This window comes from Geobacter sp. FeAm09, from assembly GCF_008330225.1.
Classification (GTDB): Bacteria; Desulfobacterota; Desulfuromonadia; order Geobacterales; family Pseudopelobacteraceae; genus Oryzomonas.
In genome coordinates, this window is the sequence record NZ_CP042466.1 from 390,116 (window position 1) to 413,435 (window position 23,320).

20 protein-coding genes and 1 pseudogene are annotated in these 23,320 nt (G+C 60.4%); 17 read left to right on the plus strand and 4 right to left on the minus strand.

The features are described 5' to 3' along the window. The first annotated feature begins 12 nt into the window (after window positions 1-12). From FO488_RS01805 to nrfD, 4 genes are read left to right on the plus strand one after another with little or no spacing between them, the layout of a single operon-like run. Entirely contained in the window at window positions 13-1,221 is a 1,209-nt protein-coding gene (locus tag FO488_RS01805) for an OFA family MFS transporter (RefSeq protein WP_205743326.1), read from the plus strand. 51 nt (window positions 1,222-1,272) lie between these two features. After that, window positions 1,273-3,513, plus strand: coding sequence for a molybdopterin-dependent oxidoreductase (locus FO488_RS01810; protein WP_149208961.1), 2,241 nt, complete (start codon window positions 1,273-1,275; stop codon window positions 3,511-3,513). Beyond that, on the plus strand, window positions 3,514-4,077 hold the full coding sequence (locus FO488_RS01815; RefSeq protein ID WP_149208962.1) for a 4Fe-4S dicluster domain-containing protein: 564 nt from the start codon (window positions 3,514-3,516) through the stop codon (window positions 4,075-4,077). Beyond that, window positions 4,074-5,018: an NrfD/PsrC family molybdoenzyme membrane anchor subunit gene (nrfD, locus tag FO488_RS01820; RefSeq protein WP_205743327.1), complete on the plus strand. Its 945-nt coding sequence runs from the start codon at window positions 4,074-4,076 to the stop codon at window positions 5,016-5,018. Before FO488_RS01815 ends, nrfD begins: the two co-directional genes overlap by 4 nt. Here the strand turns inward: nrfD and FO488_RS19590 are convergent. Further along, the gene (locus FO488_RS19590; protein ID WP_149208964.1) at window positions 4,999-5,214 is read right to left on the minus strand and encodes a hypothetical protein; all 216 of its coding nucleotides are present in this window, start codon (window positions 5,212-5,214) and stop codon (window positions 4,999-5,001) included. The genes nrfD and FO488_RS19590 overlap by 20 nt on opposite strands. A gap of 143 nt (window positions 5,215-5,357) precedes the next feature. On the opposite strand from FO488_RS19590, the gene FO488_RS01830 reads away from it, so the two are divergent. From FO488_RS01830 to FO488_RS01860, 7 genes are all read left to right on the plus strand, one after another. Next, window positions 5,358-6,062, plus strand: coding sequence for a hypothetical protein (locus FO488_RS01830; RefSeq protein WP_149208965.1), 705 nt, complete (start codon window positions 5,358-5,360; stop codon window positions 6,060-6,062). After that, window positions 6,005-7,444, plus strand: coding sequence for a methyl-accepting chemotaxis protein (locus tag FO488_RS01835; protein ID WP_149208966.1), 1,440 nt, complete (start codon window positions 6,005-6,007; stop codon window positions 7,442-7,444). The genes FO488_RS01830 and FO488_RS01835 overlap by 58 nt, the downstream gene beginning before the upstream one ends. Window positions 7,445-7,631: 187 nt before the next feature. After that, window positions 7,632-8,954 carry a radical SAM protein gene (locus tag FO488_RS01840; RefSeq protein WP_149208967.1) on the plus strand — a complete coding sequence of 441 codons (1,323 nt, stop codon included), beginning with the start codon at window positions 7,632-7,634 and terminating at the stop codon, window positions 8,952-8,954. Continuing rightward, window positions 8,951-11,125, plus strand: a complete 2,175-nt coding sequence (locus tag FO488_RS01845) for a molybdopterin-dependent oxidoreductase (RefSeq protein WP_149208968.1) — start codon at window positions 8,951-8,953, stop codon at window positions 11,123-11,125. The genes FO488_RS01840 and FO488_RS01845 overlap by 4 nt, the downstream gene beginning before the upstream one ends. A gap of 82 nt (window positions 11,126-11,207) precedes the next feature. Continuing rightward, window positions 11,208-11,837, plus strand: coding sequence for a LysE family translocator (locus tag FO488_RS01850; protein ID WP_149208969.1), 630 nt, complete (start codon window positions 11,208-11,210; stop codon window positions 11,835-11,837). A 30-nt stretch (window positions 11,838-11,867) separates the two neighbouring features. Further along, window positions 11,868-12,350 (plus strand): cyclic pyranopterin monophosphate synthase MoaC, encoded by a 483-nt coding sequence (gene moaC / locus FO488_RS01855; RefSeq protein ID WP_149208970.1) that lies wholly within the window; start codon window positions 11,868-11,870, stop codon window positions 12,348-12,350. After that, the gene (locus FO488_RS01860; RefSeq protein WP_149208971.1) at window positions 12,347-12,844 is read left to right on the plus strand and encodes a molybdenum cofactor biosynthesis protein B; all 498 of its coding nucleotides are present in this window, start codon (window positions 12,347-12,349) and stop codon (window positions 12,842-12,844) included. The genes moaC and FO488_RS01860 overlap by 4 nt, the downstream gene beginning before the upstream one ends. A 78-nt stretch (window positions 12,845-12,922) precedes the next feature. Here the strand turns inward: FO488_RS01860 and FO488_RS01865 are convergent, their stop codons facing one another. After that, window positions 12,923-13,336, minus strand: coding sequence for a bacteriohemerythrin (locus tag FO488_RS01865; RefSeq protein WP_149208972.1), 414 nt, complete (start codon window positions 13,334-13,336; stop codon window positions 12,923-12,925). Window positions 13,337-13,454: 118 nt separating this feature from the next. Further along, window positions 13,455-15,088 (minus strand): annotated as a pseudogene (locus FO488_RS20560) (sigma 54-interacting transcriptional regulator). 487 nt (window positions 15,089-15,575) lie between these two features. On the opposite strand from FO488_RS20560, the gene FO488_RS01875 reads away from it, so the two are divergent. From FO488_RS01875 to FO488_RS01900, 6 genes are all read left to right on the plus strand, one after another. Further along, on the plus strand, window positions 15,576-16,772 hold the full coding sequence (locus FO488_RS01875) for a hypothetical protein (RefSeq protein ID WP_149208973.1): 1,197 nt from the start codon (window positions 15,576-15,578) through the stop codon (window positions 16,770-16,772). Between the two features lie 271 nt (window positions 16,773-17,043). Continuing rightward, window positions 17,044-17,385, plus strand: coding sequence for a CDGSH iron-sulfur domain-containing protein (locus FO488_RS01880; RefSeq protein ID WP_149208974.1), 342 nt, complete (start codon window positions 17,044-17,046; stop codon window positions 17,383-17,385). Window positions 17,386-17,558: 173 nt separating this feature from the next. Next, window positions 17,559-18,071, plus strand: coding sequence for a molybdopterin-guanine dinucleotide biosynthesis protein B (gene mobB, locus FO488_RS01885; protein ID WP_205743328.1), 513 nt, complete (start codon window positions 17,559-17,561; stop codon window positions 18,069-18,071). Then, complete coding sequence (gene moaA / locus FO488_RS01890; RefSeq protein ID WP_149208975.1) at window positions 18,058-19,038, plus strand: GTP 3',8-cyclase MoaA; 981 nt, start codon at window positions 18,058-18,060, stop codon at window positions 19,036-19,038. Before mobB ends, moaA begins: the two co-directional genes overlap by 14 nt. A 1-nt stretch (window position 19,039) precedes the next feature. Continuing rightward, window positions 19,040-19,471: an MOSC domain-containing protein gene (locus tag FO488_RS01895; RefSeq protein ID WP_149208976.1), complete on the plus strand. Its 432-nt coding sequence runs from the start codon at window positions 19,040-19,042 to the stop codon at window positions 19,469-19,471. 202 nt (window positions 19,472-19,673) lie between these two features. Further along, complete coding sequence (locus FO488_RS01900; protein WP_149208977.1) at window positions 19,674-19,955, plus strand: peptidylprolyl isomerase; 282 nt, start codon at window positions 19,674-19,676, stop codon at window positions 19,953-19,955. Window positions 19,956-20,124: 169 nt separating this feature from the next. Here the strand turns inward: FO488_RS01900 and FO488_RS01905 are convergent, their stop codons facing one another. Beyond that, window positions 20,125-23,256, minus strand: coding sequence for a sigma 54-interacting transcriptional regulator (locus FO488_RS01905; RefSeq protein WP_149208978.1), 3,132 nt, complete (start codon window positions 23,254-23,256; stop codon window positions 20,125-20,127). Window positions 23,257-23,320: the final 64 nt, after the last annotated feature.

A 23,320-nucleotide genomic window follows, 5' to 3' on the forward strand; every position in this document is an offset into this window, starting at 1 on the left:
ATGATCGCGAGTATGTGTGCCGGGTTTGCATACGCCTGGAGCGTTTTCATGAAACCGCTGATCACCATGTTTCACTGGTCGCCGGCCGATGTTTCCCTCTCGTTTACCCTGATCATGTCGACGGCAGCCTCGACGGCAATCTTCGCGGGCAAGGCCCTGGAGTATGTCACGCCTCGCCAGCTGCTACTCTTCGGCGGCGTGCTGTTCGGGGCCTCCATCGCGTCTCTCGGGTACATTCAATCCTTGAGCCAGCTCTACATCTGTGCCGTTCTGGCCGGCGTCGGGCTGGGAACGGTATACCCCGGTGCCACCATGACCAACACGGTGCGCTTCTTTCCCGACAAACGCGGGATGGCCTCCGGCCTGCTGACGGCCGGCTATGGTTCCGGCCCCATTGTCTGGGCGCCGGTATCCGCTATCTTGATAAACCAATACGGCATCCTTTCTGCGCTGAAAATACTGGGAGTCGTCTTTCTTGTGATCATTAGCGTAATGTCTCGCCTGCTGAAAATCGCTCCCGAAGGCTACTGTCCTACGGGTTGGACACCCCCTGTCACGAGCGGTCAGGCCTCGGCCTCGGAAAACAAGAACTGGAAGGCGATGATGCAGACCCCGACCTTCTATGTGCTCGCCTGCATCTTCATCCTCGGGACGACCTCCGGGATGATGGCGGTCGGGCACGCCTCCCCGATCGTGCAGGAGATACTGAAGGTTACCCCCCAGGGCGCGAGCGTTCTGGTCGGCTACCTGGCGGTGGGCATGGTCGTCGGCAAGGTCTTCTGGGGAGTGGTATCGGACAAGATCGGCCGCTATCCGGTGTTTGTCGTCCTGAACCTGCTGGCCGGAGGCGCCATGGTCGGCATGGCAACCATCACCACCTACATCCCGTTCGCCATCGCCATCACGGTGACGGGCCTTTGCTACGGCGGTTTTCTCTCCCTGATGGCCCCTGTTACCGCCGACGCCTTTGGCCCCAAATACCTGGGCATCAACTTCGGGATCATGTTCCTGACCATCGCCATCGCAGCCTATGTGGGGCCGCTGTTGGCGTCGGTGGTCAAACAGGCGAATCATGGTGATTACACCAAGGCCTTTATTATCGGCGCAGTAATCAACCTGGCGGGTCTGCTCCTGGTCGGCGGCTTCATGCTGCTGCGGAAAAAGAGCGTTCCGGACGAAAAGATAGCAACGGCATGCGCAGAATCTTCGGAGAGTGTTTAGTCAAGAAAGCGAAAGGCATATCCGATCCAACAATGCCTGAAAGGTGACAAGATGAGTAAAAAAATCGATTTGGAACAAGAGGGTGTGGAAGTAAAGAAGTCGGCCTGTTACTTCTGCCACCAGAACTGCGGCGTGCTGGCCTACGTCAAGGACGGCAAGGTGCTTGCGATCGAGGGCGATCCCGATTTCCCCACCAACCAGGGCGGCCTGTGCTGCCGGGGGAACATCGCCCTGCAGCACCTGAACCACCCGGAGCGGGTGAACTATCCGCTCAAGCGCGTCGGTAAGCGTGGTGAGGGAAAATGGGAGCAGATCCCCTGGGACCAGGCAATCCAGGAGATCGCCGCCAAGCTGAACCAGATCAAGGGGGAGTTCGGGGCGGAAGCCGTGGCCACTGCCGGCGGGACGCAACGCACCGATGACTGGGCGCGTCGGCGTTTCATGAACCTGTTCGGCAGCCCGAACGGTTTCCATAACTCCCACCTGTGCTGGATTCCGACCTTTATGGTGGAAACGGCCATCTACGGCTGGTGCCCGTTCGAGCTGGACATGGGCACGAGCCGCTGCCTGATCCTCTGGGGACAGAACCCCGGCGCCGCCGGTATGCCGGAGATGCACCACATAACCGAATTCCAGTCCAAGGGGATGAAGGTTATCGTCATCGACCCGCGCTACAGCGAAACGGCCGCCAAGGCCGACCTCTGGCTGCCGCTCCGTCCCGGTTCCGACCTGGCCCTGGCCCTGGCCTGGATCAACGTCATCATTTTCGAAGGCCTGTACGACCAGGAATTCGTGGCCAACTGCTGCGAAGGCTTCGGCGAGTTGGCCGACCATGTGGAGCAATTCACGCCGGAATGGGCAGCGCCCCTGACCTGGCTGACGCCGGAGCAGATCCGGGCCGGCGCCTACATGTATGCCATGAACAAGCCCGGCAATATCCAATGGGGCACCTCCGTGGACCAGATCGGCAAGCCCGCCGGCTCCACCATGCATGCCCGGGCGCTCCTGCGCGCCATCACCGGCAACCTGGACGCCCCCGGCTCTGACCTTCTGACCGGTCCCAGCCCCGACTTCATCACCGATGAGGAGATGGAAGCCAACGACCAGTTGCCCGAGGCCCAGAAAGCCAAGCAGATCGGCTCCGACCGTTACAAGCTGGTCACCTGGCCCGGCTATACCCGCATTGCCGAAGAGACCAAAAAGGTGTGGGGCAAGGCGCCGACGGCCGAATGGATGTGCGAGGCCCATCCGCCATCAGTATTCCGGTCGATCCTGAACAAGGAGCCCTACCAGGTCAAGGCCATGCTGGTCTCCGCCACCAACCCGATCAACTCCTACGGCGAAACCAAGCTGGTACTGGATGCGTTGCGGGCCGTGGATTTCATGGTCACCTGCGACTACTGGATGACGCCGACCGCCGCACTCTCCGACTACGTGCTGCCGATCGCCGGAGCCCTGGAGCGGCCGACCATCACCAGCAGCTACGGCTGCTCCGACTTCCTGCTCGCTTCGCAACGCGCCATCCAGCCGATGTACGAGCGCCGCAACGACTACAACTTCTGGCGCGATCTCGGCATCGCCACCGGCCAGAGGGACCAGTGGCCCTGGGAAACCGTGGAGGATGCGTACTACCACCGCATCGCCCCCCTGGGATATGACGTCAGCACCTACGACGAATTTGTCGAGTTCTACCGTTTCCATTTTCCGGAGCGGGAGTACTTCAAGTACCAGCGGCAGGGATTCGCCACGCCTTCCGGCAAGGTCGAGCTCTATTCTTCCGTGCTCAAGGACCTGGGCTATCCGCCGTTACCCCCCTATATCGGACCTTCGGAGAACGAGGTTGACGACCCCGAACTGGCCAAGGAGTTTCCGCTCGTCCTGACGACCGGCGGCGGCTTCATGCCCTATCACCACTCCGAGCACTTCCAGATCAAAGAGGTGCGCTTCCTGCGCCATGAGCCCTACATGGACATCAACCCGGCAACGGCTGCCGAGCTGTCCATCAAGGATGGCGACTGGGTCTGGATCGAGACCAAGCGCGGCCGCATCAAGCAAAAGGCCAACCTGACCCAGGGGATACACCCGCGCGTCGTGTACACCCAGCGTGGCTGGTGGTACCCGGAGCGGGACATGCGCGATCCGGTACTGGGCGGCTGCCTGGAATCGAATACCAACGTGCTGACCAGCACCGCCGATGAACATTGCGACCCCTACAGCGGTTCATGGGCAAACCGTGGCTTGCTCTGCAAGGTTTACAAAGTAAATGCTTCCGATTTGAAGGAGGGTAAATAGATGGCACGTTACGCAATGGTTCTGGATACACGGCGTTGCATCGGCTGCCATTCATGTACAGTTGCTTGCAAGGTACATAATGAGCTCCCGGTGGACATGATCTATAACCCGGTCACGACCGTTGGTCCGACAGGCGTTTACCCCAACCTCCACCAGACGCACATCCCGCTGTTGTGCATGCACTGCGCCAACGCCCCGTGCGTTGACGCCTGCCCGACGCGCGCCTCGCAGAAGCGTGACGACGGGATCGTTTTCGTCGAAGACCCCAAGTGTGTCGGCTGTCTGGCCTGCGTCATGGCCTGTCCCTATGGGGCGCGCATCCCCAATCACGAAACCGGGGCGGTACAGAAATGCGACTTCTGCAAGGATCGCGTCGATGTGGGCAAGAAACCGCACTGCGTCAACACCTGCCACCAGAAGGCCCGCGTCTTCGGTGATCTGGATGACGAAACCAGCGAGGTATACCGGCTGGTCAACAGCGAGAATGCGGTTCGCCTCCTGGGTGAACTCAATACGGAACCGTACACATTTTACATCTATGGATTGGAGGTGAAGAATCCATGAAAACCAAACATCAAGGCTGGGGTTGGATGTTGGCGGTAGACTTCTTCTTTGCGGGCATGGGCGGCGCAATGCTCGTACTCACCGGCATCATAGAGCTGTTTGTGGGAGAGGGAAGGACCTCCTTGGTCGGTAACGTGATGGGACCGGCTTTCATGGGCATCGGGTGCTGTTTCCTGGTGTTCGAACTGGGACGTCCCTTCCAGTCGTGGCGCGTGTTCATGAATCCCAAGGCGATCCTGACGGCCGGCGCCTGGATCATGTCCATAGCGATGGTCGTCGGCCTTGCCTACGCCTCGTTTGGCCTCAATCCCGCATGGTTCGGCGTGGAGAAGCTCTTCTGGCAGGATATGTTCCTGGTGCGCAAGCTCCTGGCGGTCATAGGCGTATTGACCGGGCTGGTCGTGGCCACCTATCCCGGCGTTTTGCTGGCCCGGCATAAGGGGCGTCCCTTCTGGGTAGGGCCGGGCATGATCACGCTCTTCCTCCTCTCTTCCCTCGTTACCGGCGTATCGGCGCACTTTTTGAGTGCCCTGGTCATGCGTCCGACCGTCGTACCGGGCATCTGGGGCAATCTGCCGGCGTTTGCCGCCGGGCTCTTGTTCTTCCAGTTGGTCATATGGTTCGGGTACCTCTGGGTCAAACGCACCGGCGCCACCGAAGCCGAGGCGGTGAGCGCCCAGAGATGGATCAGCGGCGACATCTCCGGAAGCTTTTTCTTCGTCTTCCTGTTCATCGGGACCCTGGTGCCGCTGGTGTTGTTCCTGCAGCCGGCGCCGCTTCTCCAGGGTGTCGGCGCGTTGCTCGTCCTGTTGGGCGGCGTCACCATGCGCTGCCTCGTGGTCCGCGCCGGCCAGGACCGGACATGGCTTCCCGGCGAGGTGAAGTACCGGGGGCGCCTGCCCCTGGGCGACGAGGCGTTTCTCAAAGCCTGGAACAAGTAATGGCAAAACCGGTCCGACGCTCAGGCAGGCCTGCGCGTCGGACCGGCCACGATAAAATAGGCTCTTTATGGGAGTCGATGTTCTTTGAAACGGTTTCATCCGCCTCGATGACCTTTGCTTTTGGGTCGTCGAGGCATTTTATCTCCATGGTGCCGCCGCGCCGGAGTTTCGGCGAATTCAGGGTGCGTTCCGGCAACAGGGAGAAGGGTGTTTTTCCGTTTCGGGCGATGGCCGGAGCCGACCCCGACAGCCGGAATCCTCGCCGGAAACGGCGTAGCTCCGGCAGCACAAGGCTGTGACAAAGTCGAAAAATCTGCCGCCAGGGAGGGAAACGGTCCCATGTTTACCACCAGCCTTATCCGCAAGGTGCTTGCCATTATCGGTCTTACCCTCTGCTTTGGTTTTGCCGGAATGGGGCTGCTTACCATCTACCTCCAGTACAATGCCACCATAGACCTGCAAAAGAAGGCCGCCCAACAGTTAACCGACACCATCGCCCACGACATCCTCGCGCTCATGATGCGGGGGGACTTGAAGGAATACGACGCCTACGCAGGGGATATACGGAAGCGGGGTACCGTCCTCGACATCAAGCTCTTCGACGCCGACGGCAAGGAACGGGGTGGCGGGGCGCCCAGCGATGATATGAAGCGGGCACTGGGTACGGGCAGGCAGCTGCATATCCAGGGCACGAAGGATGGGCAGCGGGTAGTGAACGTCGTGTTGCCCCTGGCCAACGAGGAGCGTTGTCGCGGCTGCCACCAGCCCCGGTCCAGGTACCTGGGCGGCGTGGTCCTCACCTCCTCCATGGAGCCGGGCTTCAGGAGCGCCCTGCGGCTGGCGCTGGTCATGTCGGCGGTGGGAGTATCCTTTTTCTGTGCCATACTGGTCGCCCTGTACGTCTGTTTCAAACGGATGGTCGTGGAGCGGATCAGCGGGCTTGGGGCGCAGGTCGCCCTGCTGTCGGGGGGGATCTCTCCCGGGATATGGCTGTTTCCGGCAGCGACGAGATCAAGCAGCTCGCCATGGGCATCAATACCTTGATCGCCTGGCTGCGCAGCATGATCACCACCCTCTACGATCAGGGGGAACATGTCGCCGTCAAGGTCTGTGAGATGGCCAGAACGACCAGGGGTGCGGTGGTTACCGCGGCCACCCAGAAGGAGGAGTCGGTGGCGGTGGCGGTGGCTGCCGAGGAGATGGCTTCGACCCTGAACGGAGTTGCCAACAACACCCACAATGCGGCCGAATTGGCGTCTTCCGTCGATCAGGCCGCCAATAGCGGCATGAACGCCGTGGAGACGGCCTGCCAATGCATGGAAGGGATCAGGGAAAGCGTTGAGGTGACGCGCGGCACCGTGGAGCGTCTGACCAGTTCGTCGGAGAAGATCGGTGAGATTGCCGGGTTGATAGAGGACATCGCCGACCAGACCAACCTGTTGGCCCTCAATGCGGCCATAGAGGCGGCCCGGGCCGGCGAACACGGCCGCGGTTTCGCCGTGGTGGCCGACGAAGTCAAGAACCTCTCCGCCAAGACCGCGGCCTCCACCCGTGAGATTGCCAGTATCATCGGCGCCATACGCCAGGAGAGTCAGCAGGCCCTCGCCGCCATGCATGAGGAGTACGCCCGGGTTGCCGATGGGGTATCCACGGCCCGGGAAGCGCGGGATCGCCTGGCGCGTATCCTCGGCTTGGCCGGAGAATCGACCGACATGATCAACCAGATTGCGACGGCAACGGAGGAACAGAGCGTCGTGACGTCGGAGATCACCGAAAAGATCCAGCGCATCTCGAACATGGCCCAGGAAGTCAACAGCCAGATGATTGTTACCGACGACACGCTGTTGCAGCTTTCGGAGGTTGCGGAACAGATTTTTTCTTCCGTAGGGTATTTCAGTGTCGGTACCTACCATGATGAAAAGCGTGCTGTTGCCACGCAATTCCGCGACCAGGTGGTGGTTGCCCTGGAGAATGCCCTGGAGAACGGTATGATTGGCATGGATCAGCTCTTTTCGCGGAATTACACCCCCATACCCAACACGGACCCCCAGAAGTATACGACAGCCTACGACGCATTGTTCGAGCGGATCATCTCGCCGATCCAGGAAGAGGTGTTCGCCGCCAATCCCGGTCTGGCCACGGCGACCTGCTTTGACGACCGGGGCTATCTCCCGTGCCATCTTCTCAAATTCAGCAAGCCGTTGACCGGAAACAAGGAACTTGACCGGGTACAAAACCGTACAAAACTCATCTTCGATGACCGGACCAGCGTCAGGGCCTGCAAGAACACCGCCCCGTTCCTGCTCCAGACCTTCATGCGCGTATCGGGTGAGATCATCATCGACCTCGCCTGCCCGGTCGTCATTCACGGGAGGCATTGGGGCAATGTGCGGATTGGTTACTCTCCCCGCGAGGTGATAAAGTAAGGCCGTGCGGCTTCCGGTTTTTATTCGCGGGCAGATATGCTATTACTAAGGGCCGAAAGGCCATGCGGCAGGAGAACAGCCGCAAAGGTCAGGCCGCTTTCGAGGCGGGGGTGGTGCCTTTCTTCGGGATGCCACCCCGGCCGCGCGTATGTCACTTTCATAATCGACAGGTAGGAGATGTGAACCTATGAGTGTTTCTGAAACAAAACCGGATGCCGCACTGCTGAGTACTACGCACAGCGTCTGCCCGGTCTGTCTGGGGGTCGTTGGTGCCCGGATCGTTGCCGAAGGCAAAACCGTCTATATGAACAAGGAGTGCCCCGAACACGGGAGGTTCAAAACCTACCTCTGGCCGGATGTGGAACATTACACCTGGATGAACTCCTTCAAGTTCCCCTTTGTCAAGCCGGAACAGCCTGTGCCGGCATCGCAGGGATGCCCCCAGGATTGCGGATTGTGCACGTCGCATCTGCGGCATCCGACGCTGGTGGAGATCGAGCTCACGCAGCGGTGCAACCTGCGCTGCCCGGTCTGTTTCATGGCGGCCGAAGCGGTGCAGGCTGCGGCGCAGCCGGGGCCGGACCTGGCTGCGCTGGAAGCCATGTACCGGGCGATCATGGAAAAAACCGGCCCATCCACCAGCATTCAGCTTACCGGCGGTGAACCGACCATTCGCAAGGATTTGCCGGATATCGTCCGTCTGGGCAAGCGTGTCGGTTTCGAAGCCATCGAAGTCAATACCAACGGCGTGGTGATCGCCCAGCACCCGGAGTTTGTGACGGAGTTGCTCGAAGCGGGAATAAGCGGCATCTACATGCAGTTCGACGGCCTGACCTCCGAGGTGTATGACAAAATCCGCGGCGGAGACCTGCTGAAGATCAAGCTGCAGGCCATCGAAAACTGCCGAAAAGCCGGCGTCCAGGTCGTTCTTGCTATGACGATCATCGAGGGCATCAACCATGACCAGCTTGGCGCGGTGCTGCAGTTCGCTCTGCAAAACCGCGATGTGATTGCCGGCATTGCCTATCAGCCGGCCTTTGGCTCCGGGCGCTTCGACGTCTCCAACGAACGGCGGCTTACCATGGGGGATGTGGCCAACCTTCTGGCTGAACAGAGCGACGGCATTCTGACTCCCTACGACCTGTGGCCCTTGGGCTGTTCCCATCCGACCTGCGATTCTGCAACCTATATCGTTGAAGACCGGGGGCGGTTCAGGCCGCTTACCGGCATGATCACCACCAAGGAGTACGTGGAGCATTTCGATCCTGCCAGCCCCCAGGGGTCCGTGCTCCCGGATATCGCCGACAAGATGTTTCCCGAACTTGGTCCGGGCCTGTCCATTGTCGTGATGAGCTACATGGATGCCATGAACATGGACCTCAAGCGTCTCAAGGAGTGCAGCATGACCGTGGCCGGGCCGAATGGGGAACTGATCCCGTTCTGCTCATACCAGTTGACGAATATCCATGGCAAGAAGAGGTCGGAGATCGGCTCCGGGAACGCGGCATGAAAGAGACGGTAAAGACAAATTGCCGTTTTTGCGGCTATCAATGTGGACTGATGGCAACGGTTGACGATGGCCGGGTCGTGGCGGTGGAGCCCGACCCGACCCAATACCCCGGCGATGCGACGATCCAGCGCGGCTGCCACCGGTGGCGTCTCGTGCCCGAGTTCCTGGATCATCCCGAGCGGGTCAACCATCCCCTGAAGCGGGTGGGGGAGCGGGGCAGTGGGAAGTGGGAGCGCATCACCTGGGACCAGGCCCTGGACGAGATCGCGGGAAAACTGGCCCTGCTCAAGGAACAATTTGGTCCCGAGACCCTGGCGAGCTGCATCGGCGGCCCTCATGCGGTCTTCTGGCCCCTGCACCGGTTCATGACCCTGTTCGGCAGCCCCAACAACGTGGGCATCGGCCAGATTTGCTGGAATCCGGGCACATTGATCAATTCCGTGACCTATGGCTGGACTATCGACAATGAACTCGACCCGCAATTCACCAAGTGCGCCATACTCTGGGGCGTCAATCAGGCCGAGTCGGACAACTCGTTGCTCTGGCACCAGATAATGAAGTTCAGCCGTACGGGGAAGCCCCTGGTCGTGATCGACCCGCGGCGCACCCGGACCGCCGAGCGGGCTACCCATTGGCTGGCGGTGCGTCCCGGTACGGATGCCGTTCTCGCCATGGGCTTCATCAACGTCATCATAACCGAGCGGCTCTACAATACGGAGTTTGTGGACGCCTGGTGCCACGGCTTCGACCGTTTGGCGAACCAGGCGGCTCCGTACACCCCGCAGCATGTGGAAGCCATTACCGGAATCAAGGCGGAGGTTGTTGCGGAAGTTGCCCGCCTTTATGCCGGGAACACGCCGTCGTCCTTGTTCCCCGGGCGTGGTGTGGACCAGATCGGGCGAAACAGCGTCCCGACACACCACGCCTTTGCGGCATTGCGGGCAATTACCGGGAACCTTGATGCAAAAGGGGCATCGCACCTGACGGAAATGCCGGATTTCATCCCGGAGCTCGACCTTGAGTTGAGCGAGCAGTTCCCGGAATCGTTGCGCGCCAAACAGCTTGGCGACCTGAAGCTGCAATCCTACGCGACCTACGACCGCATCCGGCAGTTGACCCTGAAACACGGCAAGCGCCTCCCCATGCGCTACCTGACCTCGGCCCAGCCGAATCTCGTCTGGCGGGCCATGCTGACGGGAAAACCGTATCCCATACGCTCGCTCATCGTCATGGCGACCAACCCGCTTCTGACGCAGGCTGACGCCGGTCTGCTGTATGAAGCGCTGAAAAGCCTGGATCTTCTCGTGGTCCTGGAACTGTTCCAGACCCCCACATCGATGCTGGCGGACTATGTGCTGCCCAGTGCCGGGGCGCTGGAACGGCCGCTGTTCGAAACAAAGGCCGGCACGTCCAACCTGATCTATGGCGGCGCAAAAGCCGTGGCGCCGTACTACGAGCGTCGTTCCGACTTCGATTTCTGGAGCGCCCTGGGTCGCCGGCTCGGCCAGGAAGCCCATTGGCCGTGGGAAAGCTTCGAAGAAAGCCTGGAGGCAACGCTGGCTCCCACGGGGGTAAGTTGGGACTTATTCTGTCAGTATGGCCTGTATAACCTGCCGGAAGAATACGGCAAGTACGAGCAAATTGATTTCCAGAGCGGCAAGCCTGCCGGATTTGCCACTACCACCGGCAAGGTTGAGCTGTACAATGAACTGCTTGCGGAGATCGGCGGGGACCCCCTGCCGTCCCCCAAGCCGCTTGAACAACCGGGGGAGGATTTTCCGCTGCACCTTATCACCGGGGCGCGGTATCAGCCGTTTTACGCCTCCAGCTTCCGCCAGTTCGGCTCGCTGAGACCGCTTCATCCCGAACCGTGGGCCGAAGTCAGCAGCACTACCGCAACGAAACTGGGGCTTGAGGACGGTTGCCGGGTATGGGTCGAGACCGGGCGGGGCAAGGCGCAATTTGTCCTGAAAGTTTCCCAGATGTGCGATAATGTGGTAAGTGTGGAATACGGCTGGTGGTACCCTGAACTGCCCGCCTCGGAGCCATCCCTCGGCGGCCTGTGGCTTGCCAATGCCAACGTGCTGACCAATGCCGATTATGAAGCCTCGGACCCGCTGGTCGGCACGGCGACCTACAACGGCATCCCCTGCCGCGTGCTGGAGATATGAAAAAGAAGCGCTACCTTCCGCAGCGCCATGCATGGTATTTTACAAGGCCTCCACGACGGGGCCGGCAAGAGAGTGTGTCTCCATGATAGAAGCAAATGTGCTGTTACTCTTTTTTACGACCTCGCTGCTCCTGTCCCTGTCGCCCGGGCCGGACAACCTGTTTGTCCTGGCGCAGGCGGCACAGCAGGGGGTGAGGGCCGGGTTTCTGGTTACCTTGGGGCTGTGCGGCGGGCTTGTGGTCCACACCACCGCGGTTACCTTCGGGCTGGCGGCGGTCTTCGCGGCGTCCGCCACCGCTTTCACCGTCCTGAAGTTCGCCGGCGCCGGGTATCTGCTCTACCTGGCCTGGCAATCGTTCCGGGCGGGTGCCCAGACCGGGCCGGCGAACAAGGTGGACCAACTGAGCCCGGGCCAGCTCTTCCGACGCGGCATCATCATGAACGTCACCAACCCCAAGGTGTCCATCTTCTTTCTGGCGTTTCTCCCCCAGTTCGTCGATCCGCACAGGGGGCCACTGGCCGTGCAGTTCCTGCTGCTGGGCTGCCTGTTCATCGTCGCCACGATTCTGGTGTTCGGAGCGGTCAGCCTCCTGGCCGGGGCGCTGGGGGACAAGCTCAGGCAATCCGCCCGGGCGCAACTGCTGTTGAACCGCATCGCAGGTACCATCTTTGCCGGCCTTGCCATCAAGCTGGCCACGGCCCGGCGTTTTTGACGCCGCACACTCCAAACACAGGTGAGGACCATGAATTTCAACCATTTCGATGATCGCGGCAATGCCATTATGGTGGATGTGAGCGGCAAGCAGGAAACCTTACGGACGGCTACGGCCGCGGCGGATGTACACATGTCCGCCAAGGTGCTTGACGCCATTCTGAACAGCACGGTCGCCAAGGGGGATGTGCTGGGGGTTGCACGCCTGGCCGGCATCATGGCGGCAAAACGGACGCCGGACCTGATCCCGCTTTCCCATCCGCTCTCCCTCCATTCCGTGGCGGTGGAGTTCGCGCCGGACAGCACCGCGGGCAAGATCGAGGTGCAGTGCACCGTCCGCGCCTTCGAGCGCACCGGCGTCGAAATGGAAGCCATGACCGGCGCCGCCCTGGCCGCCCTGACCATCTATGACATGTGCAAAGGGACCGACAAGTCCATCAGCATTGGCGACATACGGCTTCTGTACAAGGAAGGCGGCAAAAGCGGCGTGTACCGCCGGGAGGAGGGGCAATGAGAGCGGCCATCCTGACCTTGAGCGACAAGGGATCGCGGGGCGAACGCGTTGACGAGAGCGGGCCGGCCCTGGCCTCATGGCTGGCGGAGCGTGGGGTGACCACGGTGCAGACCGAGGTCATCCCCGACGATCTGGAGCAAATCGTGGCCGTACTGAGTGCATGGGCCGATGCCGATGCGGCCGACCTGATCCTGACCACGGGGGGCACCGGCGTTTCGCCGCGGGACGTAACCCCGGAAGCAACCATGAAGGTGGTTGAGCGCCTGATTCCGGGCATCGGTGAACTGATGCGCCTGAAGAGCCTGGAAAAGACCCCCATGGCATCGTTGTCGCGGGCTCTGGCCGGGATTCGTGGTCAGACGCTGATCATCAACCTGCCGGGGAGCCCCAAGGGAGCACGGGAGAATCTGGAGGCGGTCTGGCCGGTTATCGGCCATGCCGTGGAAAAGATTCGTGGCGACGAGAGCGATTGCGGGGGAAAATTTTCCCACTGATCCTGTTCTCTCCTGCTTGCCGGGGAAAAACGGAGGGGGGCGGACTGGCTGGCCTGGAGGCCCCTTCGGGTCGGTTCGTCAGCCCGCAACGGGGGGCAGGCCGACCGCAAACCGGCCGTAATCTGCATCCGATTTGAGAATATGTTCCGATAGCCAGCTCCCAAGGAAGTTCATCACCTCGAGGGACAGGTCCCCCTTTCCCATGTGGAAATTATTCTGGATTTCCACGATCCTGCGGTAGAACTTGTCGTGTTCCTCGCAGTGCTGACGGAATTGAGGATATTCGTGCAGCCCCATCCGGAGCTCTTCCGCGGCGAAATGGTTCATGGCGTAGTCTATCAGCATATCGAGGACGATGCCCAGCGCTTCCCTGTCGGAACCGCCCGCGAAATCGTCATAGACCTCATTCAGCAGGCTCACTAAGTGCTTGTGGTGCTCATCAAATGGTTGCATGCCAAGTTCGAATTTTTTATCCCACTCTATAATAGGCATTACTCGTTACTCTCCATCTGGTCTCGGATAGTTCAAATCTCTGCACATGCGAAATCGTTTTTCGCTGCTATTCGGAGGAAACCGGCGGTTTCCGTTCACCATGGCGTGCCGGCGTGCTCTATTGCACCGTATCCTGGGCCTCGTATTCCTTGAGTTTGCGGTAGAGCGTGGCCAGGCCGATGTTCAGCTCGCTGGCGGCCTGGGCCTTGTTGTCCCCCACCGCGTGGAGCACCCCCAGGATGTAGTCCCGCTCGATCTCCTCCAGGGGACGGATGCAGCCCGACACCACCGGCTTCAGCAGCATGGCCCGCAACTCGCACGGCAGGTCGCTGATGTCGATCTGGCTGTCCTGGCACATGGCCACGGCGTACTCCACGGCGTTCTGCAACTCCCGCACATTGCCCGGCCAGTCGTAGCGGAGCAGTTGGTCGGCGGCGTTGGGGGTGAACCCGGTGATGGGCCGCCCCTGGCCGTGGGCGATCTTGGTAAGGAAGAAACGGGCCAGGGGGAGGATGTCCTCGTTGCGCTCCCGCAGGGGGGGGACCTGCAGCTCGATCACCCGCAGGCGGTAGTACAGGTCCTGGCGGAAGCGGCCGGCGGTGATCTCGTCCGCCAGGTTGCGGTTGGTGGCCGCCACCACCCGCACGTTGACGGGGCGGGACTTGTTCTCGCCCACGCGCCGCACCTCGTGCTCCTGCAGGGCGCGCAGCAGCTTGACCTGCATGCCGGGGGACACCTCGCCGATCTCGTCCAGGAACAGGGTCCCCCGGCGGCCGCCTCGAAGAGCCCGACCCGGTCCTTGTCCGCGCCGGTGAAGGAGCCCTTGGCGTGGCCGAACAGCTCGCTCTCCAGGAGGGTCTCGGTGAGGGCGCCGCAGTTGACGGCCACGAAGGGGCGGGCGGCCCGGGCGGACTGGTCGTGGATGAAGTGGGCCATGAGCTCCTTGCCCACGCCGCTCTCCCCGGTGATCATCACCGCGGAATCGACCTTGGCCACGCGCCAGGCGATATCGACGGCATTGCGCATGGCCTGGCTGCGGGTCATGATGAGGGGCGGGGTATCGACCCCTTCCAGGAAGGCCAACTGCTTCTGCCGTTTTTTCAGTTTGCTCTCCGTACAGCGGAGCTTGTCGCTCAACTCCTTGAATAATGCCGGGAAAGACTCCATTCGATAATAAACCAGGTGGGGCTCGATCTCCGGTCCCCAATTCTCCTTGAAGCGGGCCGTGACGTGGCAGGTGGCGTCCCCCTTGCCGCAACACTGGTCTTCAATGAAAATAACATCCCGCCCCTCGACGTAGGATGAAAAACCGCTGGCAAAGGCCACCTCCGTCCAGCAGACCGGTTCATCCGCTTTTCCGACATGCAACAGGTGCTGCTCTGCTTCGTAGCTGTCATCCCATGAAGAGGATATGAGCGGTTCGTCCCCGTCCCCGTCGGTGCGCGTATTGTGATGGACCCCGATCAGGCCGGTCAGCGAATGGAGCTTCGAACCGGCGTATCCTTTCGAATCCTTCCATACCTCCGGCATGTTGAGGCGGATGTTCATGGCCGTGCGCCAGCCGTTGGCATAGCCGAAGCGGGTGAGGATGCTCCGCGCGGCGAACGTCCCCAGGGTATCGATGAGTTCCTTGCGAAGGAGTCCCATGGCGAACGCATTGAGCAGGATGGCCCTTTCTCCCAACAGCTCGATCACGCCACCTTCGGGATTGAAGGAAAGCAGCTCCCGCAAGTCCAAATCTCCAAGTCTCATCACATGCCCCCTCTGGGTTGCCAAGATAATTTGTCACTTGTTTTGTATACGGTAAATCAATGCATTAGCCACGCAATACGCACACCATATATAAGAATATTACTGCTATGCAAAAAGGTGCCCAAAATCGTCATTCAGGTCTATCTGTAGAAATATCAAGCTGTTAGAATTGCATGTGCCGAGTGATGCGGGGTGGCAGCAAAACCAAGGGGCCTAATAAGCCCCTTAATTTTTTTCATAATGATAAGGGCCATATCAAAACAAGAAAATTATGTCTAGGCAATTATTAAATAGGTTAAGGAAAACAGATTGTTACATATTTCAATCGAGTGGCATGACTGATGCTAATATGTGTGGCAGGTGGAAATACGAATCCTGGTGGACTCGGGGAGGAGGGGCGGTAAAGCGGATTATATGGATTTCCTGTGCTATGTCTGACCGATTGGCCTTTTGTGCCAATGGGTAAATTCACCATAAGGAGACGAGAATGAAGAGAGGGATTGTTGGAGTGGTAGCATGTGCGGCGTCGGTGGCGCTGTCTGTACCCGCGTTGGCGGTGGACTTCAGTGGTTACGGTGCGGTCCGGGTTGGTACGTACTGGACGCAGAACCAGTATTACAGTGCCACTGCGGGAGCGAGCTATGGCGCTCGGAGGAGCGACAGCGACTTCAGCCTCGACCTGATGGGCGACAGCCTTGTGGGCGTCCGCGTGAAGGAAGGGGACTTTTCGGCGGTGGCTGAAATGGGCGCTTTCAACCCGAAGGCCGCGAGCTCCGGTCCTGAAGTTCGGTTGCTGTTTGGTGAATGGGATTTCGGGAAGGGCAAGATTCGCGTGGGTAAAGCGCCCAGCCCGTACGTGTACCGCACGCAGATGACGTGGGACAGCGACGGCGGTATGAACGCCTACGGCTCGCTGTGGGACGGCCGTTACGCCCAGATCAAACTGACCATGAACAACGGCTTTTACTTCACCCTGATGCAGCCGCGTGCCGGTGCCGGCAGCGTCTACACCAGCAACGCCGCTGGTGCCGGCAGCAGCCTTGCGGCCTTCTCCGAGACAGCCAACACCTACGCCACGACGTACACGAACTACAACACCATCATGCCGAAGATCGTGACGGGCTACGAAGGCAAACTGTCGAACTGGACCTACGGCGGCGGCGTATCGTACAACCTGTACAACCTTGAGCGTGTCACGGCTGCCAACGCCACTCCGATCAAGACGGACATCCACTCGTACCTGGTCTTCTTCCACGGCAAGGTTGACGTAGCACCGGTTGAATTCAGCTACAACCTTTTCACGGGCCGGAACCTGGGCGACCTGATGAGCTCTGCGGCGAGCGCCTATGTTGCGACCTCTGCGACGTTCAGCACGACGGGCACGGCCTCCTACTATGACGTAACGAACGACGCGAACGCGTACACGTACGGTGGCTGGGGCCAGATCGGCTACACGGTGAACCCGAAGCTGAAGATCTATGCGGGCGCGTCCTACGTATCTGACGACAACCGCAAGACCCGTGCGGACGAGCGTTTTGCCGCTTTCGTGAACGCGCATTACCAGGTGAGCAAGAACTTCAAGATCGTGCCTGAGATTGGCTACATGAACGACATGACGAACACGCTTGGCAACAAGGAGCCGCGGACGCTGGAAGCCGGCGCCAAGTGGGAAATGAGCTTCTAGTCAACGATAGCTTCACGAGGCTCGCAACCAGAACCTCCTTCATGTAATGGGGGGGAGAAATCCCCCCGCTTCTTTATGAACCCGTTTCATCAAAAGGAAGTACTTGTGTCTGTCTGCATGAGATGTACTATCTGCAAATAATGGAATTCGCTAGTGTCAGGACCTGAATAAGCCAGTTAACAGCCGTTTTTGCATGTTTTATATACAGAAGAAAGTTAAGATTAACAGCGGATGGTACCATTTCCGCATATCCAAAAGGAGGTAGTAAAATATGTGTTTTAGACCTGCAGGAGTAAACAAACCCCAAGAGTGCCCGAATTGCCATAAGAAGCTTGCTTCGATAGGTGGTGTCAAACAGAAGATCTGTCCGTTCTGCAAAACAGATTTGACCGTCGAGCCGAAGGTGGATCCGATTGTTCTTGAACTGGAGCCGGGTAATTACCTCCGCTGCACCTGCGGAAAATCGAAAACGATGCCGTTCTGTGATGGCGCCCATGCCGGGAGTGGAGCAACTCCCCTTGCTTTCGAGATCACGGAGAAGAAGACGGTAAGTCTGTGCAACTGCGGCAAGACCGCCAACGCTCCTTTCTGCGACGGAAGCCACGCAAAGTAACGGCTGGACCCGGATAGCGGAAAACTTTCATCTGGAAGCTGGGGATGAAAAACAACGGAAGTAATGTTGTTGGGCTAAACTTAACCAAGGTCGTCTTGGCGACCTTGGTTAAGTAAACAGCGAATGAGGGCTGTACCATTTCACGCAAGCGCCATCAGGTGCCAGGGGTAACGATGATCGCACATGCCATTTCATTCGTCGCAAAATCGGGGACCGGCAAGACCACCCTGCTGGAGAAGGTGATTGCCGAACTCAAGAGCCGGGGCTACCGCATCGGCGTCATCAAGCATGATGCCCACCAGTTCGACATCGACCATCCGGGCAAGGACAGCCACCGCCTCACCCAGGCCGGCGCCGACACCATGCTGATCACCTCCCCGGAGAAGCTGGCCATGATCAAGAAGCACGAGGCGTCGCCCCCCATCGAAGAGTTGATCGCCGCCTACTTCGGCGATGTGGATCTGGTCCTGACCGAAGGTTTCAAGAAGAGCAGCCTCCCCAAGATCGAGGTCCATCGCCGGGAGCGGAGCGCAACCCTGCTCTGCCGGGGCGAGGAGCATGACCCCACCCTGCTGGCGGTGGCCAGTGACGAACCCCTGCAGGTGGACGTGCCGGTGCTGGATCTCAACAACCCGTCCCAGATAGCCGATTTCGTGGCAGAACGGATCATCCATGCAACTGACTGACTCCCTCGGGAGAACCATAAACTATCTGCGTCTTTCGGTGACCGACCGCTGCAACATGCGTTGTTCCTACTGCATGCCGGCCGAAGGTGTCGCCCGGAAGTGCCATGACGACGTCCTGCGCTACGAGGAGTTGCACCTGATCGCCGAAACCGCGGTGGGCCTGGGGATCGAGAAGATCCGCATCACCGGCGGTGAGCCGCTGGTGCGTGCCGGCATCGTGGAATTCCTCTCCCGCCTCTCGAACATCGACGGCCTGCGGCACCTGGCGCTGACCACCAACGGGCTGCTGCTGGACAAGATGGCCGCAGATCTGTATGAGGCGGGGGTGCAGCGTCTGAACGTCAGCCTGGACTCTCTGAAGAGCGAGACCTTTGCCGCCATCACGCGGGGCGGTGACCTGGACCGGGTCCTGGCCGGGCTGGATGCGGCGGAGAAGGCCGGTTTCCCGCCGCCCAAGATCAACATGGTGGTCATGCGCGGGGTGAACGACGGGGAGATCCTGGACTTCGCCGAACTGACCCGGAGCCGCGGCAACTCGGTGCGTTTCATCGAATACATGCCGGTGATCAAGGAAGAGGGATGGCAGCGCTACTGCATCTCCGGCGAGGAGATCCTGGAGCGCATCGCGGCCCGGCATACGCTGGAACATGTGTGCAAGGGTGCCTTTGCGGGTCCGTCGCGGGACTTCCGCATCCAGGGAGCCCGGGGCACGCTGGGGATCATCACCGCCGTTTCGGGTCACTTCTGCGGTGAGTGCAACCGCATCCGGGTGACCTCCACCGGCCAGGGCAAGGGGTGCCTGTTCTCCGATGAACAGGTCAACCTGCTTCCCTTCCTGCGGCCGCCGAGCCCGGCAAACCTGGCCCGCGCCCTGCGGGGTATCGTCATGGCCAAGCCGCAGGGGCACCACATCACCAACAACGGGTATGAACACCAGAATTTCACGATGGCACAGATTGGAGGATAGGATGGCACAGGTTGTCGCCGTCTGCATCAGCGAGAAGAAAGGCGAGCGCAAGACGCCGGTGGCAGAGGTCACCGTGAAGGAGAATCACGGCATCGTGGGGGACGCCCATGCCGGCGACTGGCACCGCCAGGTGAGCCTTCTGGCCGAGGAGAGCATCGACAAGATGCGGGCCCTGGGGCTGAACGTCACTGCGGGGGATTTCGCGGAGAACATCACCACCAGCGGCATCGAACTGGTGACGTTGCCCATCGGGACCCGGCTGCGGGTGGGGGAGACCCTGCTGGAGGTGACCCAGATCGGCAAGGAATGCCACACCCGCTGCGCCATCTACTACCAGGCCGGCGACTGCGTCATGCCCAAGGAGGGGATCTTCGCCAAGGTCATTACCGGCGGGGCCATTCATCCGGGGGGAGCGGTACAGCGCATCGACTGACCTCGGGGCCGTGGGGCCTGCCGTCTTGCCCCCGTCCTCACGGGAAGGGAACCCCGGAAGGCGCCCACGCAATCCCGCGGCCTGCACGGGCTGTGACTGTACACAGAAGAGTACCACCATCAACATCAGGACGCAGGCAATCCACCGTGTCCACTATTGACGCCTGACCTCGCGGGCAGGAATCACCACAAGGAGAACATAGATGGCTACAGCAAGTGCACGTCACATTCTGGTCAAGACAAAAGAAGAATGTGAAAATCTGAAAGCGAAGATCGAGGCAGGCGCCGATTTCGGAGCGGTTGCCGAGGAGCACTCCCTGTGCCCCTCAAAAAGGAAGGGCGGCGCACTGGGGGAATTCCGCCCCGGTCAGATGGTCAGGGAGTTCGACCAGGTAGTCTTTTCGGGAGAAGTCGGCAAGGTTCTCGGCCCGGTGGAGACCCAATTCGGCTATCATCTTATCGAGATCACCAGCCGTACCGAATAAATCTGAGCATATGCAATGACGTTTGCACTGATTCGGGGCAGTCGTCAGGCTGTCCCGAATCAGGTCCCGGACTGTCTGTCGCCGGGGCATGTGCGGCGATGGTCTTGCCCTTGACAATCGGGTAGTGACGACCTTGCAGGCAGTTGAGGTGGCCGCATTTTTGTCTTTCCTATGTCCGGCTGATGCCCAGCTTTTTCATGCGGGCAAACAGCGTCGTCGGCTTCAGTCCAAGGATGAGCGCTGCGCCTTTTGGACCGGTAACCCGCCAGCGCGTGGCGTTCAGGACCTTTTCGATATGCTCCCGCTCAACGTCCACCATTGGTGCCAAAAAGGAATCCCCCCCGGCCAGCGAGCCTCCCGCGGCCTGCTCAATCCCCGAAAAATGGGTTTTACCATCGGTGCACAGGACGACGGCCCGCTCCACCGAATGCTTCAACTCCCGAACATTGCCCGGCCAGGTGTAATTCATCAGCTTGCGCAGCTCGTCGGCGGGGATATGCCCCGGCTTTTTGCGCATCTTGCGGCTGGACAGGACGAGGAAATGCTGGGCCAGGGGGCGGATATCCTCCAGCCTCTCGCGCAGCGGCGGCACCTGGATCGGGAAGACGTTCAGCCGGTAGTACAGGTCCTGGCGGAACGTCCCCTTTTCCACCTCCCGCGCCAGGTCCTTGTTGGTGGCCGCCACCACCCGGAAGTCGGAACGGATCGCTTTCGAGCTCCCAAGCCGCTCGAAGCTCCCCTCCTGGAGGACGCGCAGCAGCCTCACCTGGACGTGCAGCGGCAGGTCGCCGATCTCGTCCAGGAAGATGGTCCCGCCGTGGGCCAACTCGAAACGCCCCTTGTACAGGTCCCCGGCCCCGGTGAAGGCCCCCTTTTCGTGGCCGAAGAGTTCGCTGACGAAGAGCTCGGCCGGGATGGCCGCCAAGTTGACCGGGATGAAGGGGCCGTCCTTGCGGTTGCTCAGGTTGTGGATGGCCTTGGCGACGAGTTCCTTGCCCACGCCGGTTTCGCCCATGACCAGCACCGAGCTGTCCGTGGGCGCCACCTGGCGGATCGCCTCCTTGACCGTGGTGATCCCCGTGGAGGTGCCGACGATGGTCTCGATGGGGTTGTCGATCCCCATCTCCCGCTTGTAGAAGACCGCCTCGTCCTGATAGCGGTCCTTCAGTTCCCGGATCGCCTCGTAGGCCTCGATGTTGGACAGCCCTACCGCCATCTGGCTGCACAGAAGCCGCAGATAGAGAAGCTGGTTTTCGGAGAATCTCCCCCCTGTGAACCGGTTGTCGAGATACAGATACCCCTGGACCGTATCATACAGTTTCGCCGGCATGCAGATGAGGGACGTGATGCCGTCCCGGGCCAACCCTTCATCCGTGACGGCGCCCTCTTCGCCCGGCCCCGGCACGAGCCGTTCCGATGCCGTCCGGGCCGCCCGGGCTACGACCTCCTTGATCCGTTGGAACTGTTTGGTCGTGAAGAACAGCGGATCGATATTCCTGCTGGCCACGACCCGTGGCTCCCGGTCCGGCTCCGTGCTGAAGAAGGCCCCGCGGGTGGTCATGGTGAAATCCAGCGCCGCGCTGATCACCTGATTGATGAACGGTGTTTTTTCCCTGATATTTCCCAAGGACTCGTTAATGGCGATGATCCTGTTAATCGCAATCTCATTCCGTTTTTCAAGAGGCAGAATTGTCAGCAGTTCCTGGGGGAAAAGTTTTTTGTCGATCTTGGAGAAGATGAGCCACGCCTTTTCCAGGTAGCTCTGGGCGTTCTTCAGGTCGTCCCGCTTCAAGCTGGCGCGTCCCAGGGCGATGCGGGTCCGGGCCAGCTCGATCTCGGCGCCGGCCCGCTCCAGAAGACTCTCGCTCCCGTGCAGGTCCGCCAACACCCTTTCACACGGCTCGTGCCGCTCCAGGCTGCGCAGGGCCCGGTAGCGCAGGCCGACCCCCTTCATGTAGATGTCGTGTCCCCTGAGGACCCGCTCCACCTCCCCGTCGTAATTCATCTCTTCATGGATGAACCCCTGTTTTTCCAGGGCGTCCATGTATTCGAAGCTCCAGGGGAGCTTCTGCTGAACAAAGCCGCCGTACCGGGCGTATTCCGTGGCCTTTACGTGGTAATCGAACGCCTCCCGGTACTTGCCCTCGCCGCACAGGAAATAGGCGCGGAGAAGGCAGAGTTCGCGCAGCTGGTAGTGTCCAAGCAGTTCATTCGGCAGCGTGAGCATGGCGTCGACGTAGGCCTTCGCCTCGTCGAGCCTGCGGATCTCGAGCAGCGACACGATGAGCATCCGGTCCACGAACACCACCAGCCGCCGGGACATGATGTTGAGCAGGTTGGTCTTGAGACGCACCGCCTCGATCATCCCCAACCCCTGGGCCGCCCGGCCGGAGATGACGTAGCTCAGCCCCAGCGCAGCCCCGGCCCACAGCGACGGCTTGTCGTCCCCGAAGGTCTCCAGCTTCTCCACCGACTCCTCGTAGCGCCGGACCCCCTCCGCCACTTCGCCCCGCCAGCGGTGGATCTCGCACTGCCACATGGCCGCCATCTTGATCATCCGCTTGTCGGCCAGCCTTTCGGCCAGCTTCATGGTCGCGGAAACATAGTGGGCCGCCTTTTTGATGTCGCCCTGCAGGAGCAGGCGCCAGATCAGCTCGAACTGCGCCCGCGCCAGGAACTGCCACTGCCGGTAGCGCCGGGCCACCGCGCAGGCCTCGAACACCTGGGAGACGATCTCGTCCACCGGGATCCATTGCCCCGTGGTTTCGATCTTCCCCATGAAACCGGACAGGTAGAACTCCGCATTGCCGGCGTTCAGGCCGGCAGCGGCAACGGTGCGCACCAGGTAGTCGTAATAGGCCAGCGCCTTGTCCGGCTGGTCGGTCTGGAGGAAGAAGTCGGCGGCGTTTCTCACGTAGCTCAGCCCTTGTGGGCATTCGCCGTTTTCCAGGTACAGTTTCGCCAGGGCGAGGTCCTTGTCGTGCCCCTCGTCGAGGAATTGATGGTAGGTCCTGATCATGGCGCACACGGCTTCCCGCATGGCCTCCTCCGGGACGTATTCCCGGATCTGTTCCCCCAGTTGGCTTTCACAGAGGAAATAGGTGCCCTTGGGGCATTCCTTTTTCTCGCAGACGACCTTTTTCTTTTTGAGCTTGTCCATCACCGTGAGTATTTCCACGGGGGAGCGCGCCGACAACACGCAGAGCAGGTCGATGGAGACCGGTGAAATGCCCTGGACCAGATACAGCAGGACATCTCTCTCCCATTCTTCCATCTCAAACCATAATTTGCGTAATTCCATTCAATCTTTTCCTTTCCGGCCCGACCCCGAAAAGAACGCTTTCCGTGGAGCGGCAAATGAAAGA